The sequence below is a fragment of the Agreia sp. Leaf210 genome (assembly GCF_001421485.1).
Classification (GTDB): domain Bacteria; phylum Actinomycetota; class Actinomycetes; order Actinomycetales; family Microbacteriaceae; genus Agreia.
In genome coordinates this window covers 22,830-37,634 of the sequence record NZ_LMKK01000003.1, presented here as the reverse complement: position 1 = coordinate 37,634, position 14,805 = coordinate 22,830, and the positions used below count along the sequence as shown (strand labels likewise).

Sequence of the window (14,805 nt, the reverse complement as noted above, 5' to 3'; positions counted from 1 at the left end):
TCCCTTGCACACACTGCCAGCACTCTATCGATCACTCCTTAGTACCCTCTATGCATGAGTGCGTCGCGACGTTCTGAACCCCAGACGAATTCCTCCACCGAGGTCACCGTCGATCGGGTGCACGACGGTGAACTCTACGTGCGCGTCAGCACGATCGGAAAAACGGGAGACCGTCCTTTCGTTCTCGTTCCGGGAATCGGAGTCTCGAGCAACTACTTCGAGCGCCTGGCGCCGAACCTGAATCGCTTCGGTCCCGTGCACGCGCTCGATCTGCCGGGATTCGCGGGCGTGCCGCACCCGAAGTCGGCACTGAGCATCCGCGGGTACGCCGATCTGGTCGGCCGGGTCATCGATGAGTTCGACCTCGTCGATCCGATCGTCGTCGGCCACTCCATGGGCACCCAGATCGTCAGCGATCTCGCCTCGCGTCGTGCCGACATCACCACGCTGGTGCTGATCGGCCCCGTCGTCAATCCGGCCGAACGGCGCATACCCATCCAGGCCGTCCGCTTCCTGCAGTCCGCCTGGCACGAACCGGGGCGGGTCAAGTTCTTGGCCGTCAGCTCGTACCTGCTCTGTGGCTTCAAGTGGTTCTTCCGGGTGCTCCCCCGCATGATCAGCTTTCCCCTCGAAGACCGGCTTCCGCTCATTCAGGCCAATACGCTGGTGATCCGCGGCGAGCACGACGCGGTGGCGCCCTGTGACTGGGTCACCCGGGTCGGACGACTCCTCCCCCACTCGCGCAGCTGGGAGATGCCGGACTCCGCACACTCGGTGATGCACGCCCACGCCGATGAGGTCGCGCGTCTCTGTGTGGCCTTCGCGGAGCATCCGGGAACGGACGACGACACGCTGCGCACCTACGATCTGTCGGCGGACGACATCCCCGATGCCGAAGACGAGAAACCGCCGGCGGATGCCGCCAAGGGCATCGCGGGCCGGGTCACCGAGACGGTCGGAATCCTCACGGACGACGACGAGACGATCGCACGCGGCAAGACCATGCACGCCGAGTCGATGAACGACTCCGACAAGACCTCGCGCTGACGCACGAAGCGCCCGCCCCCTGCGAGGGAACGGGCGCTTCGAACCGATGCGGCTACTTGGTGTCGACGGGGTCTCCGCCACCGGCGATGATGGGAGCGCCCTCGGGCGACGGCAGGTCTTTCTCGGCCGACTTCTTGGCGGGCGCGCGCTTCGACGCCACCTTCTTAACGGTGGGTGCTGCTTCGGTCGGCGCGGACGTGATGGACGACGTCGCGGGTGCCGAGGCGGCAGCGGCGGCGGGTGCCGGAGCGGGCGCGTCAGCCGAAGGGCGGGGACGCGACGCGAACGTCTCGAACGCGGCGCGCGGAGTGACCCGGGCCTCGAGCGACGCGATGTCGCGACCGAGGACGAAGTTGAAGACCCAGTTGCCGATCACGCGGATCTTGCGCTCCCACGTGGGCATGGCGAGCCCGTGGTAACCACGGTGCATGAACCAGGCGGGCAGGCCCTTGATCGCGATCTTGCCCGACTGGAATGCGCCCACTCCGATGCCGAGGCCAGCGACGGCACCGGCGTTCTTGTGGTTGTAGTCGACGAGTGCCTCGCCGCGCAGCTCGGCCACGATGTTCTTGGCCATCAGGCGGCCCTGGCGAACGGCGTGCTGAGCGTTCGGCACGCAGAACCCGCCGACGCCACCACCCGAGAGGTCGGGAACGGCGGAGACGTCGCCGGCGCCCCACGCATCAGCCACGATCTCATCGGCGGTTCCGACGCGCAGGTCGGGGCGAACCTTGAGGCGTCCGCGTTCTTCGATGGGAAGGTCTGTGCCCTTCAGCATCGGGCTCGCCATGACGCCGGCGGTCCAGATGATGGTGTCGGACTCGAAGCTCTCGCCCGTCGAGAGCTCGATGACTCCGCCGACGGCGGACTTGAGCTGCGTGTCGAGGTGGATCTGAGCGCCGCGCTCGGCGAGGTTCTTGATGACCCAGAGGCTGGTGGGCAGCGAGACCTCGGGCATGATGCGACCCATGGCCTCGATGAGGTGGAAGTGCGTGTCTTCGAAGGTGATCTCGGGGTACTGCTTGAGCAGACCGCTCACGAACGAGCGCAGTTCGGCGAAGATCTCGATGCCGGCGAAACCGCCACCGACGACGACGACGGTGAGCAGTCGATCGCGCTCGGGACCGGGCGCCATTCCGGCAGCCTTGTCCATGTTGGTGAGGATGCGATCGCGGATCGCGACGGCCTCCTCGATGGTCTTGAGGCCGATGGCCTCGTCGGCGACGCCCGGGATCGGGAACGTGCGCGAGACCGAACCCGCGGTGACGACGATCTGGTCGTAGGCGAACTCGTAGGGCTCGCCGATGTTGGGCGTGATCGTCGCCGTCTTCGACGCGTGATCGATGCCGGTGACCTTCGCCGCGACGATGGCGGTCTTCTTGAGGTGACGGCGAAGCGGCACGATCGCGTGGCGCGGCTCGATGGAGCCTGCGGCGACCTCAGGAAGGAAGGGCTGGTAGGTCATGTAGGGAAGCGGGTCGACGACGGTGACCTCTGCTTCGCCGGGCCGGAGCCACTTTTCGAGTTTCCATGCGGTGTAGAAACCGGCGTAGCCGCCGCCGACGATCAAGATTCTGGGCACAGTGAAAGCTCTCCTAGGGGGAAGGTGTTGTAGTTAATCTACTCCCTGCGCCGCACGCGCCGAACATGCACCACTGCTGCTGTGACGATCATCGCGAAAAGCATCAGGAACACGGAGATCACTGCGATGGGAATTCCGTTCATCGTCAGTTTAGCAACGCTCGGCCACCAGGAGGCAGCCGGTTGGGCGGTCTTCGCCGGGTCGCCGGCCTCGGGAGCCGCAATCGGCTTCGGGCCTGCACCCGACGCATCCGGCGACGGCCTGTAGGTCGCGACCCAGTCTTTGAGCGATCCCATCGGGTTCGCCGTGACCGACGGAACGTCTGCCGTGACCGCGGCCTCGGCGTTAATGAGACCGTGGCCGTAGATCGGCCCGGGCACGGGATCGCCCTTCGGCGTCGCCGTGCTGACGATTCGATTGATGACGCCGGCCACGTCGAGGTCGGGGTGCGCTGCACGAACGAGCGCGACGAGACCGGACACGATGGGCGTCGCCCCGCTCGTTCCCGCCCATCGCACGTATCCCCCGCCGGGAACGACGCCGACCAGTTGTTCGCTGGGCGCGGCGACCGCGATCGTGATGCCCTGGCTCGATGCGTCGAAGCTCGCGTCTCCGGCCCGATCGACGCCCGCAACCGTCAGTACACCCGGGATCGTGGCGGGTGCACCGACCTCGGTCGTGCCGCTGCCGCGGTTTCCTGCTGCGGCCACCACCACGACATCGTGATCGGCAGCGTAGAGAAAGGCGTCGTCCCAGCTCGTGGGCCAGTCGAGGCTGTTGCGAGTGAGAGACATGTTGATGACATCGGCACCGTTGTCGACAGCCCAGCGCACGGCGTTGGCGATCTGATCGTCGGTGCCGACCACACCGGCGCCCAGTGCGACGCTCACCGAGAGGAGCGACGCCTCGGGGGCCACTCCGATGACGCCGTCGTTTGGCCCGGTTCCGCGGCCCGCGATGAGCGAGCCCACCATGGTTCCATGCTCGTTCTCGTCGCCGACCGGCGTCTGGCCATCGGGCGATCCCACACCCGACACGTCGGTGCCGCCGGTGACGACGCCTGCCAGGTCAGCGACGGATCCGTCTACCCCGGTATCGATCACGGCGACCGTCACACCGGCGCCGCGCGTGGTGTTCCACGCCGCCTGCACTCCGTAGTCGGCCAGCCAGTACTCGGCATTGCGCACGGTGTCGGCGTGAGCCGTAGATACCGGCCCCACCGGGGCGGCGACGAGGATGCCTGTGGCGAGCGCCGCCGAGATCGCCACGACCCGAAGGCGCGGCGTACGACGGCGCGCGATCACGCGCTGGCCTCGTAGTCGATGCACTCGCACACGAGGGGCGACCAGCGCCCGCGCTCGAGTGCGAGATCGCCGATCGGGTTCACCCCGGGGCCGGCCGCCAGCGCGTGACCCGCGAGGGCATGAAGACACTTCACTCGCACGGGCATACCGCCGGCCGAGACGCCGGCGAGCTCGGGGACGACCTCGATGCCATCGCGATCGGAGATGTACGTCGTGTGGGCCGACTCGTACTCCTGGCGAAGCTCGTCGTCGTTCGGCAGCAGATCCTGGAATTCGGCCATGACCTGGGTCGCCTCGAGGGCCGACATGGCCGCGGTGGCGGCGGGGTGGCTCAAATAGTAGAGAGTCGGAAACGGGGTTCCGTCTTCGAGCCGCGGCTTGGTCGCCACGACGGTCGGCGCGCCGCAGACGCAGCGAGCGGCGATGCCGATCACGTTGCGCGCCGGGCGTCCGAGCTGTGCCGAGACGGTCGCGACGTCTTTCTCGGAGGGCGGGTCGAACGGGGGTGTGGTCACTGGATGGTTCCGGATTTCTGGAGTTCTTCGGGCGTCTGCGTGCTGAGACCGGAATTGACGCCGGAGGAGAAGATGGCGCCGAGCCAGTCGACCTTGGTGTTCTGGATGCCGGTGGTCACGGGTGTGTCATCGGCCGGCGCCGTGGGCGTTTGGTCGTCGATCACGAGAAAGCTCGTCTCCCCCGGCATCACGAAGTACAGCCTGTCTCTCGCCTGTGCCTTGATGTAGGCGGGGTCGCTCCACCTGGCGACCTGAGAGTCGAGTTGGGTGTTCTCTGTCTGCTTGTCCGTCACCGCCTGCTGCAGTGCAGCAAGCTGCTGCCGTTGCTCGATGTAGAGCCGCAGTCCTGGCGCGAGCACGATGACGAACACGACGAGTACACCGAGGATCACGAAGGTGAGGCCGGAGACCCTGAAGCTGTACTTCTGAGGCGACGTTCCTCGGGAACGCGGAATGCGCGTACCCCGTGGGGCACGCGCATTCCGAGGCTTCGGTGCGTCGTCCGACGATGCGGCCCCGAGGGGCACACCCAGTGTCGGCTTGCGCATCGAGCGCCTTTCGTTCGGTGGTGTCTTTCGGCTTCGGAAGCCCTTAGCCCTTGAATCGGGGGAAAGCGGTGCGACCGGCGTAGAACGCGGCGTCGCCCAGCTCTTCTTCGATCCTCAGAAGCTGATTGTACTTAGCGACGCGCTCGCTGCGGGCAGGCGCTCCGGTCTTGATCTGACCCGAGTCCGTGGCGACCGCGAGGTCGGCGATGGTGGTGTCTTCGGTCTCTCCCGAGCGGTGCGACAGGATCGCGGTGTAGCCGTGGCGCTGGGCCAGGCTCACTGCGTCGAGCGTCTCGGTGAGCGTGCCGATCTGGTTGACCTTCACCAGAATCGAGTTGCCGGCGCCCAGGTCGAGACCCTTCTGCAGGCGGACGGGGTTGGTGACGAACAGGTCGTCTCCGACGATCTGCAGCTTGGAGCCGAGCTCGGCGGTGAAGTGCTGGTAGCCCTCCCAGTCGTCTTCCTGCAGCGGGTCCTCGATCGACACGAGCGGGTAGTTCGCAGCCAGGTCGGCGAAGTAGGCGGTGAGTTCGAGCGACGAGAGCTGCTTGCCCTCGAAGTGGTACGACCCGTCTTTGTAGAACTCGCTGGCGGCGACGTCGGTGGCGAGCGCGATGTCACTGCCGAGGGTGAAGCCGGCGTTCTGGATCGCCTGGGCGATGAGGTCGAGGGCCTCGCGGTTGCTCGACAGGTTGGGGGCGAAACCACCCTCGTCGCCGAGTCCCGTCGAGAGGCCCTTGGAGTGGAGCAGCGACTTGAGCGAGTGGTAGGTCTCGACGCCCCAGCGCAGCGCTTCGGAGAACGACTCCGCACCGAGCGGGACGATCATGAACTCCTGCACGTCGATGTCGTTGTCGGCGTGCGATCCGCCGTTGATGATGTTGAGCAGCGGAACGGGCAGGGTGTGCGCGTTCGGGCCGCCGACGTAGCGGAACAGGGGCAGGTCGGCCGAGTCGGCCGCGGCCTTGGCGACGGCGAGCGAGACGCCGAGGATGGCGTTGGCGCCGACGCGCTTCTTGTTCTCGGTGCCGTCGACCTTGATCAGTTCGGCGTCGATGAGGCGCTGGTCGGTGGCGTCGAGCCCCTCGATGGCCGGGCCGAGCTCGTCGATGACGGCGGCGACAGCCTTCTGCACGCCCTTGCCGAGGTAACGGCTCTTGTCTCCGTCGCGCAGCTCGTACGCTTCGAACGCACCGGTGGAGGCCCCCGAGGGAACGGCCGCGCGAGAGACGATGCCGTCTTCGAGAAGCACCTCTACCTCAACGGTCGGGTTTCCCCGGGAATCAAGAATCTCGCGAGCGCCTACAGCTTCGATCAATGCCACTGGTGTTTCTCCTCTATCAGAGCAAGGTGGTTTGCATGGAAAGCGCCTTCCGCTGTCCGATCGCAAGTCTAACGACCCGCCGGATGCGGGTGGCTGTGTCAGGCGCGCGGGTCACTCGCGTTGAATCGCTCGAGCAGCCCCGAGAACGTCGCGAGTTCATCGGCGGTCCACTCCCCCAGCCTGTCGCGGTAGTCGCTCTTCACCCGCTGACGCAGGATCTCCATGCGCTCCTCGGCCAGCGGCGTCGGAACGAGGAAGCTCGAGCGGCCGTCGCGCGGATCAGGCTGGGTGTCGACGAGACCGAGGTCACGCAGCACCTTGATCTGCCGACTCACGGCGCTCTTGTCGAGTCCGGTCTGCTGGATGATCGTGCTCGCCTGGGCGGGCGCGCAGGTGAAGATCATGCGGAGGATGTTGAATCCGGTGGGCTGCAGCTCCGGGTGGAAGCCGTTCGAGTAATCCCGCAAGGCCGATCGTCCGGATCGGAAGAGCTGCGCGATACCGGCCTCGATGCCGAGCAGCAGCTCCTGCTCGACGTTCGTGGGTTCTGTCACAGGCACTAGGTTACCGGTCCCTCACAGCGGACATGGAGCCGGTGCGCGGGGTCGCGGCGACCTCGTCGGCACTCACCGCCACGATCGTGTCGGCGGTTTCGCCCTCCAGCTGTTCGAGCGCGGTCTTGGTTCCCAGCGGCTTCGCCGGCAGGAAGGCGATGGCGATCACCGTGACGACAGCGAGAGGAATAGCCAGCATGAACACGTCGCCGATCGCGTGGCCGTACGCGGACTCGACGATCACGCGAACGGGCCCTGGCAGGGTGCTGACATCGGGGATCGCTCCCCCACTCAGGCCTTGAGCCGCCTGCGCTCCAGCCGCGCCGAGGCCCGTCAGGCCATCCTTCACGAATTGAGCGACCTGGGTACCGAGCACCGCGCCCATGACGGACACGCCGATCGTGCCGCCCAGGCTGCGGAAGAACGCCACCGAGGCGCTGGCCACACCGAGCTGACGAGGGTCGACCGAGTTCTGAACGACGAGCACCAGATTCTGCATGACCATGCCCACTCCGGAGCCCATGATGAACATGAAGACGGCGACCAGAACGTAGCTCGTGTCGTAGCGCAGCGTCGACATGAGCGAGACGCCGATGGTGAGGAGGATCGATCCGACGACCATGTAGCGCTTCCACGTACCGGTGCGGCTGATCAGTTGACCGACGATCGTCGATGAGACGAGCACACCGCCGATCATGGGAATCGTCAGCAGACCCGACTCGGTCGGCGTGGCGCCGCGGGCCAGCTGCATGTACTGACCGAGGAAGACACTGGTGCCGAACATGGCGACGCCCACGGAGATGCTGGCGACGACCGCGAGCGTGAAGGTGCGGTTCTTGAAGAGGGTCATCGGGATGATGGGCTCCTTCACGGTGAGCTCGACCCAGACCGCTAGTCCCAGCAGCACGACGCTGCCACCGACCATGAGGTACGTCTGCCACGAGTTCCAGTCGAAGTTGTTGCCCGCGAGCGTGACCCAGATGAGCAGCAGAGAGACACCGGCCGCGATCAGCACAGCCCCGAGGTAGTCGATGGTGACCTTCTTGCGCACCTTGGGCAGCTTCAGGGTGAGCTGCAGCACGATGATCGCGGCGACGGCGAAGGGAACGGCGATGTAGAAGTTCCAGCGCCATCCGATCGAGTCGGTGACGATGCCGCCGACGAGGGGGCCACCCACGGTGGCGACCGCCATGACCGCGCCGAGCAGTCCCATGTACTTTCCGCGCTCACGCGGACTGATGATGTCGGCCATCACGACCTGCACGAGGGCGGTCAGACCACCGGCGCCCAGACCCTGGAGGACGCGGAAGAGAATCAGCGTTCCCGTGTCTTGCGAGAAGCCCGCCAGGATCGATCCGAGCGTGAAGATGACGAGGGAGATCTGGATGAGCAGCTTGCGGTTGGTGAGATCGGCGAGCTTGCCCCAGATCGGCGTCGACACGGTGGTGGCGAGCAGAGTCGCTGTGACGACCCAGGTGAAGGCAGCCTGGTTTCCCTTGAGATCACCGATGATCTTCGGCAGTGAGCTCGACACGACCGTCGAGGCGAGAAGGGCGACGAACATGCCGAGCAGCAGACCCGAGAGAGCCTGCAGCGTCTGTCGCGGGGTCATGGAAGGCCGCGCCGCAGCAGCGGCGCCGGGTTGGGACTCGGCGGTGGAGAGAGAAGACAAAGGGGCTCCTGAAAAAGAAAACTCCTCACCGCTCGTCGATGAGGAGAAAGTTGACTTGCGTCAACGTTATCAAATTAGTTGATTAAACGCAACGACCCTCGGATTTCTCCGAGGGTCGTTGCAGAAGCCGGGCTGCCGGATGACTCAGGCGGCGACGACCTCGCTGCGCACCGCGATGCTGCACTCGAGGAGGTCGACCGTGCGCTGAAGGACGGCGACGTCGTCGGGGTCGAGTTCCTCGAAGAGGGGCTCGAGAGTGGAACCCAGTCGATCGCGCCAATCGGCGAGAGCGCGCTGGCCCTTGGGAGCGACGGCGATCTGCCATGCACGCGCATCGGTCGAGTCGGCGATGCGCTTGATCCACTCGAGCTCGTTGAGGTTCGCCACGATCTTGGTCATGGTGGGCTGACTGACCCGGCTGTGCTTGGCGAGTTCGCCGAGTCGCATGGGGCCGAAAGAGGTGAGCACGCTGAGCGTGCGCCAAGTGGCAGGAGACGTGGAATCGCCGGTGGCCTGCGCAGCGAGGCGGGTAAGACGGTGGGTGACCGATACGAGGTCACCGAGAATGGTACTGAGTTCGCTGTTCACTTCATTCATTGTATAGCCCGGCTATGGTCTAGTGCCCCAGTGCGCGGAATGTCAGATCGGCGGCATTCTCGGCCCCGGGCTGCACGGACGCCACGCGGGCGAAACCCGCGGCGCTGAGCCGCTCGAGCTGAAGCTTGGCGTTCTTGGCCTTGCGCTCGAGTCGCACACGCGAACCGGATGCGATCAGCTCGGTCTTCAGCGACTGCAACAGCACTGCAGACGCCCCCGAATCGTGCAGCAGCACGACGGCGTCGGCCGCCTGCTCGTCGGGCAGATCCACCAGGTCGACGATGCGCTCGAACCCGATGGAGAAACCGACGGCGGGAACATCGGTTCCGAGGAACCGGCCGATCATGCCGTCGTAGCGGCCTCCGCCCCCGAGCGAGAACGTGAAGTCGGGGTGGGCGATCTCGAAGATGGTGCCCGTGTAGTAGCCCATGCCCCGCACCAGGAACGGATCGAAGAAGATGCGCCCGGCATCCAGAGCATCACCGATGGACGAGAGCTCTGCGACGACGTCTGCGTCGATACCGTCAGGCAATGCCCGCGCGATGGCCTCGCGACCGAAATCATGCGCACTTCCTGCGGGTGAGCGAAGGAGGAAAGCCTCGAGCGCGGAGATCGCATCGGCCAGGTGCGGAGCCTTGGTGCGCAGTTCGTCGACGACACCCTCGGTGCCGATCTTGTCGGCCTTGTCGATGACGATGAGAACGAAGTCGTGCTGGTCTGCGGGGAAGCCGAAGAGCTCGAGCATGCCGATGAGCAGCCGACGGTCGTTGATGCGCACCGTGCACCCCTGCAGGCCGAGCGCATCCAGCGTCGAGAGCGTCGCCGAGATCAATTCGACCTCCGCCAACGAGGAGGCATCGCCGATGATGTCGATGTCGCACTGCATGAACTGGCGGTATCGACCCTTTTGCGGGCGCTCCGCGCGCCAGACCGGAGCGATCTGCACGCTGCGGAATACCGGGGGCAACTCGGCGCGGTGGGTGGCGTAGAACCGCGCGAGCGGAACCGTGAGATCGAAGCGAAGCCCCAGATCGGCGAGAGCCTGCGCGTCATCGCTCTGTGCGGCGGCGTCGAGGTCGCTCCGCTCGATACCTCGTTTCAGCACGCTGAACGACAGCTTCTCGTTGTCTCCGCCGAGGCCGGAGTGCAGGCGCTGGATGTCTTCCATCACCGGTGTCTCGATCTCATCGAACCCGTGCGCCGAGTAGCTGCGTCGGATCACGCCGAGCGCGTGCTCCCTCTTGGCCTTCTCTCCGGGGAGGAAATCGCGCATGCCACGGGGAGGAGTTACTGCAGAAGCCATTGTTCGATTCTATTGACCGCCGGCGGGTAGCTCGGCGTCGCGGATCTCGCCCTGCAGATCGCGCAGGGTCGATCTGAGGGCGCGCTCCGCGTCGAGGCCCTGGGACTTGGCGGACGCGACGATCGCCAGGAGCAGCCCACCGAGCTCGTCTTCGGTCTGCATCGGGATCGCCGCGACCGCATCCTTGTCGAGCACACCGATCTTCTGGGCCCGCCCGATGACCTTGTCGGCGAGGGCCAGCGCAGGCATGCCCTGAGGAATGCCATCGAGCACGCTGGTGCGCCCCGGCTTCTCGACGGCCTTCAGGTCGTCCCAGACGGCCACGACATCGTCGGCGGTGCGCGCGACGGCATCGCCGAACACGTGCGGATGACGACCGACCATCTTGGCCGTCATTCGCTCGGCCACCACCTCGATGTCGAAGTCCTCACCGGGGGTGTTCGCCGCCAGGTCGGCGTGGAACAGCACCTGGTAGAGCACATCTCCCAGCTCTTCGATGATGTCGTCGCGCGTTCCTGCCTCGAGCGCGTCGATCAGCTCGTAGCTCTCTTCGACGAGGTACTGCACGAGCGACTCGTGGGTCTGCTCCGCGTCCCACGCGCAGCCGCCAGGACCGCGCAGCCGGGCGACCGTGCGCACGAGTTCGTCGAGCTTCGGATAGCTCACGATTGCTTCTCTTTCTCTGCCACGACCGGCGCAGGAAAGAGCGCCGTGAGCACGCTCTTCGTCCAGTCGATGAGGGCGGCGTCTTCGAGGACCTTGCCGTCGACGACAGGCAGCGGAATGGAGACGGCCGCAGCCTGGGCGAAGTACTTGGCGTCTGGATACATGCGGCGCATGCGCACCTGGATGGAATCAGGAAGATCGGCCGGCGCGAGACGGAGATTCGACCCCATTGTGACGACCTCGCCGAGCCCGGACTTCTGGGCCTGGCGACGAAGTCGAGACACGGCGACGAGGTTGGCGACCTGTTCGGGCGGCTGCCCGTAGCGGTCGGTGAGCTCCTCGATGACCAGGTCGATCTGCTCGTCGTTCGACGTGGGCGAGCTCGCCGTCGACAGCTTCTGGTATGCCTCGAGGCGAAGCCGCTCGCTGTCGACGTAGTCGTCGGGGATATGGGCGTCGACCGGGAGCTCGAGTCGCAGCTCCGTCTGACCCTCGGCGACGTCTCCGCGGAAGGTCGACACGGCCTCACCGATCATGCGGAGATAGAGGTCGAAGCCGACGCCGGCGATGTGGCCCGACTGCTCTCCGCCGAGGAGATTTCCGGCGCCCCTGATCTCGAGGTCTTTGAGGGCGACCTGGATGCCCGAGCCGAGCTCGTTGTTGGCCGCCAGGGTGGTGAGCCGGTCGTTCGCGAGGTCGGTGAGCGGCTTGTGCTCGTCGTACAGGAGGTAGGCGTAGGCGCGTTCGCGCCCGCGGCCGACGCGGCCTCGCAGCTGGTGCAACTGGCTGAGACCGTACTTGTCGGCGCGGTCGACGATGAGCGTGTTGGCATTCGCGATGTCGAGGCCCGTCTCGATGATCGTCGTCGAGACGAGCACGTCGAACTTGCGCTCCCAGAAGTCGACGATCACCTGCTCGAGCTGGTGCTCACCGAGCTGTCCGTGGGCCACACCGATGCGCGCCTCCGGAACGAGCTCGGCGAGTTGGGCGGCGACCTTGTTGATGCTCGAGACGCGGTTGTGCACGAAGAAGACCTGGCCTTCGCGCAGCAGCTCTCGCCGAATCGCCGCTCCGACCTGCTTGTCGGAGTAGGGGCCGACGAACGTGAGGATCGGATGCCGGTCTTCAGGCGGGGTGGCGAGCGTCGACATCTCGCGGATGCCGGTGACCGCCATCTCGAGCGTGCGCGGAATGGGGGTGGCGCTCATCGAGAGGATGTCGACGTTCGTCTTGAGCTTCTTCAGCGCGTCCTTGTGCTCGACTCCGAAGCGCTGCTCCTCGTCGATGATCATGAGGCCGAGGTCTTTGAAGCCGATGTTCTCGGAGAGCAGTCGGTGCGTGGCGATGACCACGTCGACCGTGCCGTCTTTCATGCCGGCGATCGTCTCCTTCGACTCCTTCTCTGTCTGGAATCTGCTCAGAGGGCGAAGGTGCACGGGGAAGCCGGCGAAGCGCTCTTGGAACGTCTCGAGGTGCTGACGTACGAGGAGGGTCGTCGGAACGAGCACGGCCACCTGCTTGCCGTCTTGCACCGCTTTGAACGCCGCCCGCACCGCGACCTCGGTTTTTCCGAAGCCCACGTCGCCAGAAAGGAGCCTGTCCATCGGGATGGGCCGCTCCATGTCAGCCTTCACCTCGTCGATGACCGTGAGCTGGTCGGGTGTCTCGGCGAAGGGGAAGGCCTCCTCGAGCTCACGCTGCCAGGGTGTGTCGGGACCGAAAGCGTGCCCCTTCGATGCCATTCGCGCCGAGTAGAGCTTCACGAGCTCCACAGCGATGTCGCGCACGGCCTTGCGTGCCTTGCCCTTTGCCGCAGACCAGTCGCTGCCGCCCATCTTGGAAAGACCGGGGGCCTCGCCGCCGACGTAGCGAGAGAGCAGGTCGAGCTGATCGGTGGGCACGTACAGCTTGTCGCCGGGGTATCCGCGCTTCGACGGCGCGTACTCGATGACGAGGTACTCGCGCGTGGTCTTGATGGGGTTGCGACCGCCCGACTTGACCTCGCGCTGGGTGAGCTCGATGAACTTGCCGATGCCGTGGGTGGTGTGCACGACGTAGTCGCCCTGCTTCAACTGCAACGGGTCGACCACGTTGCGCCTGCGGGATGCCAGTTTCTTGACCTGGCGCGAGTCGTAGCCGACCGTTCGGCCGTAGAACTCCGACTCGGCGATGAGCGCGAGCTTGAGTTCGGGCAGCTGGAATCCGTGTTCGACCGTGGCCTTGAGGAGATAGGCGATTCCGGGCTCCGCATCTGCGGGGAACAGGTCGACCACGCGGGCGGCGATCTCGTTCTCGGCCAGCACATCGGCGGCTCGCTCGACGAGCCCGGCCCCCTGGGCGACGACAGCGACGGTCCACCCGTCGGCGACGAGGCCTCGCACGTGCTCGATCGCGCCATCGACGTTGCCTTGGAAACTGGGCACGGGATCGGCCTCGATGCGCACCGTGAGGTGCTCTTCGATGTCGCGATGCTCCGGAAGTACCTCGATGAGACCGTCGGCGGATCCCGGAGCGGACTGGAAGGTCGACAGGGTCCACCACGCGCGATCGGCGCCGGCCGCCGCCCGCAACTCGTTGAGGGTGATGAACTCGCCGCTCGTCAGGTCGATCGGCGCCTCGGCCCCGGCCGTCGCGGCCGTCCACGCCGCCGCCAGGAACTCCCGATTCGTCTCGGCGAGACTCACGGCGCGACTGGCGACCTTCTCGGGTGAGAGCACGGCGATGGCCGAGCCCTTCGGCAGGTAGTGAGCGACGGTGACCAGCCGGTCGAGCAGTGCCGGCGCGAGAGACTCCATGCCCTCGACAGGAATCCCCTCGGCGATCTTCGCGAGCAGTCCGGCGATGCTCGGAAACTCGTGCTGCATCTCTCTGGCGCGCTGGCGCACAGCGTCGGAGAGCAGGAGCTCGCGGCTGGGCGGAAGGTCGACCGACTCGACCGGCGTATCGAGAGATCGCTGGTCGGCCACCGAGAATGCACGGATGGTCTCGACCTCGTCGCCGAAGAAGTCGACCCGGTAGGGGTGCTCCGCGACGGGCGGGAAGACATCGAGGATGCCTCCGCGCACCGCATACTCGCCCCGACGTGTGACCATGTCGACGCGTGAATACGCGAGATTAACGAGGTCGAGCGACAGCCGAGAGAGATCGTGCCCCCGTGCGCCCGTGACGAGATGGATGGGTTCGAGGTCGGCGAGGTTGTCTGCGAGAGGTTGCAGCGCGGCTCGCACCGAGGCGACGACGACGAGCGGCTTCTGGCCGTTCCAGGTCGAGAGTCGACGCAGCGCGTCGATCCTCTTGCCGACGATCTCGGCGCTAGGGCTGAGTCGCTCGTGTGGCAGCGTCTCCCAGGCGGGGAACTCGACGATCTCGGCCTCGGGAGTCATCGAGGCCAGGGTTCCCCTGAGCATCTCCGACTCTCGCCCGGTGGCCGTGACCACGAGCAGAGCCTGCGGCAGACCGTTCGCTCCGCGCTGGCTGAGAAGCCCGGCGAGCAGCGGAGCACGAAGCCCCTCGGTCAGGGAGAAATCGACGTCGCGCGCAGCATACGCAAGGGCGTTGTCGAACGTGGAGGCGCGCGAAAGCGCGTGAGTCAAGCCCTGAAGGATCACCGTGCAAGCTTACGCGGGCCCGCCGACAGGCGCCCCTGGCGCAGGTAGAGTTCCTAGGGACTCACTCCGCCCGAACAGTTCTGAG

12 protein-coding genes are annotated in these 14,805 nt (G+C 66.0%); 1 reads left to right on the top strand and 11 read right to left on the bottom strand.

All coding sequences use genetic code 11. The features are described from left to right. Positions 1 to 54 precede the first annotated feature (54 nt). Positions 55 to 1,047, top strand: a complete 993-nt coding sequence (locus ASE64_RS10570; protein ID WP_055780059.1) for an alpha/beta fold hydrolase — start codon at positions 55 to 57, stop codon at positions 1,045 to 1,047. Between the two features lie 52 nt (positions 1,048 to 1,099). On the opposite strand, the gene ASE64_RS10565 is transcribed toward ASE64_RS10570, so the two are convergent. From ASE64_RS10565 to mfd, 11 genes are all read right to left on the bottom strand, one after another. After that, on the bottom strand, positions 1,100 to 2,629 hold the full coding sequence (locus tag ASE64_RS10565) for an NAD(P)/FAD-dependent oxidoreductase (protein ID WP_082466156.1): 1,530 nt from the start codon (positions 2,627 to 2,629) through the stop codon (positions 1,100 to 1,102). Between the two features lie 38 nt (positions 2,630 to 2,667). After that, a complete protein-coding gene (locus ASE64_RS10560) occupies positions 2,668 to 3,933 on the bottom strand; it encodes a S8 family peptidase (protein ID WP_235480583.1) in 1,266 nt (421 codons plus the stop codon). Beyond that, on the bottom strand, positions 3,930 to 4,448 hold the full coding sequence (locus ASE64_RS10555) for a DUF501 domain-containing protein (RefSeq protein ID WP_055780056.1): 519 nt from the start codon (positions 4,446 to 4,448) through the stop codon (positions 3,930 to 3,932). Before ASE64_RS10555 ends, ASE64_RS10560 begins: the two co-directional genes overlap by 4 nt. Next, positions 4,445 to 4,996: an FtsB family cell division protein gene (locus ASE64_RS10550; protein WP_055780054.1), complete on the bottom strand. Its 552-nt coding sequence runs from the start codon at positions 4,994 to 4,996 to the stop codon at positions 4,445 to 4,447. Before ASE64_RS10550 ends, ASE64_RS10555 begins: the two co-directional genes overlap by 4 nt. A 43-nt stretch (positions 4,997 to 5,039) precedes the next feature. Further along, on the bottom strand, positions 5,040 to 6,320 hold the full coding sequence (gene eno, locus ASE64_RS10545; protein WP_055780051.1) for a phosphopyruvate hydratase: 1,281 nt from the start codon (positions 6,318 to 6,320) through the stop codon (positions 5,040 to 5,042). Positions 6,321 to 6,418: 98 nt separating this feature from the next. Then, a complete protein-coding gene (locus tag ASE64_RS10540; RefSeq protein ID WP_055780047.1) occupies positions 6,419 to 6,874 on the bottom strand; it encodes a MarR family winged helix-turn-helix transcriptional regulator in 456 nt (151 codons plus the stop codon). Between the two features lie 10 nt (positions 6,875 to 6,884). Further along, positions 6,885 to 8,486, bottom strand: coding sequence for an MDR family MFS transporter (locus ASE64_RS10535; RefSeq protein ID WP_055781857.1), 1,602 nt, complete (start codon positions 8,484 to 8,486; stop codon positions 6,885 to 6,887). A 204-nt stretch (positions 8,487 to 8,690) separates the two neighbouring features. Beyond that, positions 8,691 to 9,143: a MarR family winged helix-turn-helix transcriptional regulator gene (locus ASE64_RS10530; RefSeq protein ID WP_055780045.1), complete on the bottom strand. Its 453-nt coding sequence runs from the start codon at positions 9,141 to 9,143 to the stop codon at positions 8,691 to 8,693. Positions 9,144 to 9,162: 19 nt separating this feature from the next. Further along, positions 9,163 to 10,446 (bottom strand): histidine--tRNA ligase, encoded by a 1,284-nt coding sequence (gene hisS, locus ASE64_RS10525; protein WP_055780041.1) that lies wholly within the window; start codon positions 10,444 to 10,446, stop codon positions 9,163 to 9,165. A gap of 9 nt (positions 10,447 to 10,455) precedes the next feature. Beyond that, the gene (locus tag ASE64_RS10520; protein WP_200920209.1) at positions 10,456 to 11,112 is read right to left on the bottom strand and encodes a MazG family protein; all 657 of its coding nucleotides are present in this window, start codon (positions 11,110 to 11,112) and stop codon (positions 10,456 to 10,458) included. Next, the gene (gene mfd / locus ASE64_RS10515) at positions 11,109 to 14,720 is read right to left on the bottom strand and encodes a transcription-repair coupling factor (protein WP_055780036.1); all 3,612 of its coding nucleotides are present in this window, start codon (positions 14,718 to 14,720) and stop codon (positions 11,109 to 11,111) included. Before mfd ends, ASE64_RS10520 begins: the two co-directional genes overlap by 4 nt. Between the last annotated feature and the right edge of the window lie 85 nt (positions 14,721 to 14,805).

Bases quoted from the DNA above. Each gene is read 5' to 3' on its own strand.
- ASE64_RS10570 (WP_055780059.1), top strand. From the start codon at position 55: ATGAGTGCGTCGCGACGTTCTGAACCCCAGACGAATTCCTCCACCGAG.
- ASE64_RS10550 (WP_055780054.1), bottom strand. From the start codon at position 4,996: ATGCGCAAGCCGACACTGGGTGTGCCCCTCGGGGCCGCATCGTCGGAC.
- ASE64_RS10535 (WP_055781857.1), bottom strand. From the start codon at position 8,486: ATGACCCCGCGACAGACGCTGCAGGCTCTCTCGGGTCTGCTGCTCGGC.
- ASE64_RS10530 (WP_055780045.1), bottom strand. From the start codon at position 9,143: ATGAATGAAGTGAACAGCGAACTCAGTACCATTCTCGGTGACCTCGTA.
- hisS (WP_055780041.1), bottom strand. From the start codon at position 10,446: ATGGCTTCTGCAGTAACTCCTCCCCGTGGCATGCGCGATTTCCTCCCC.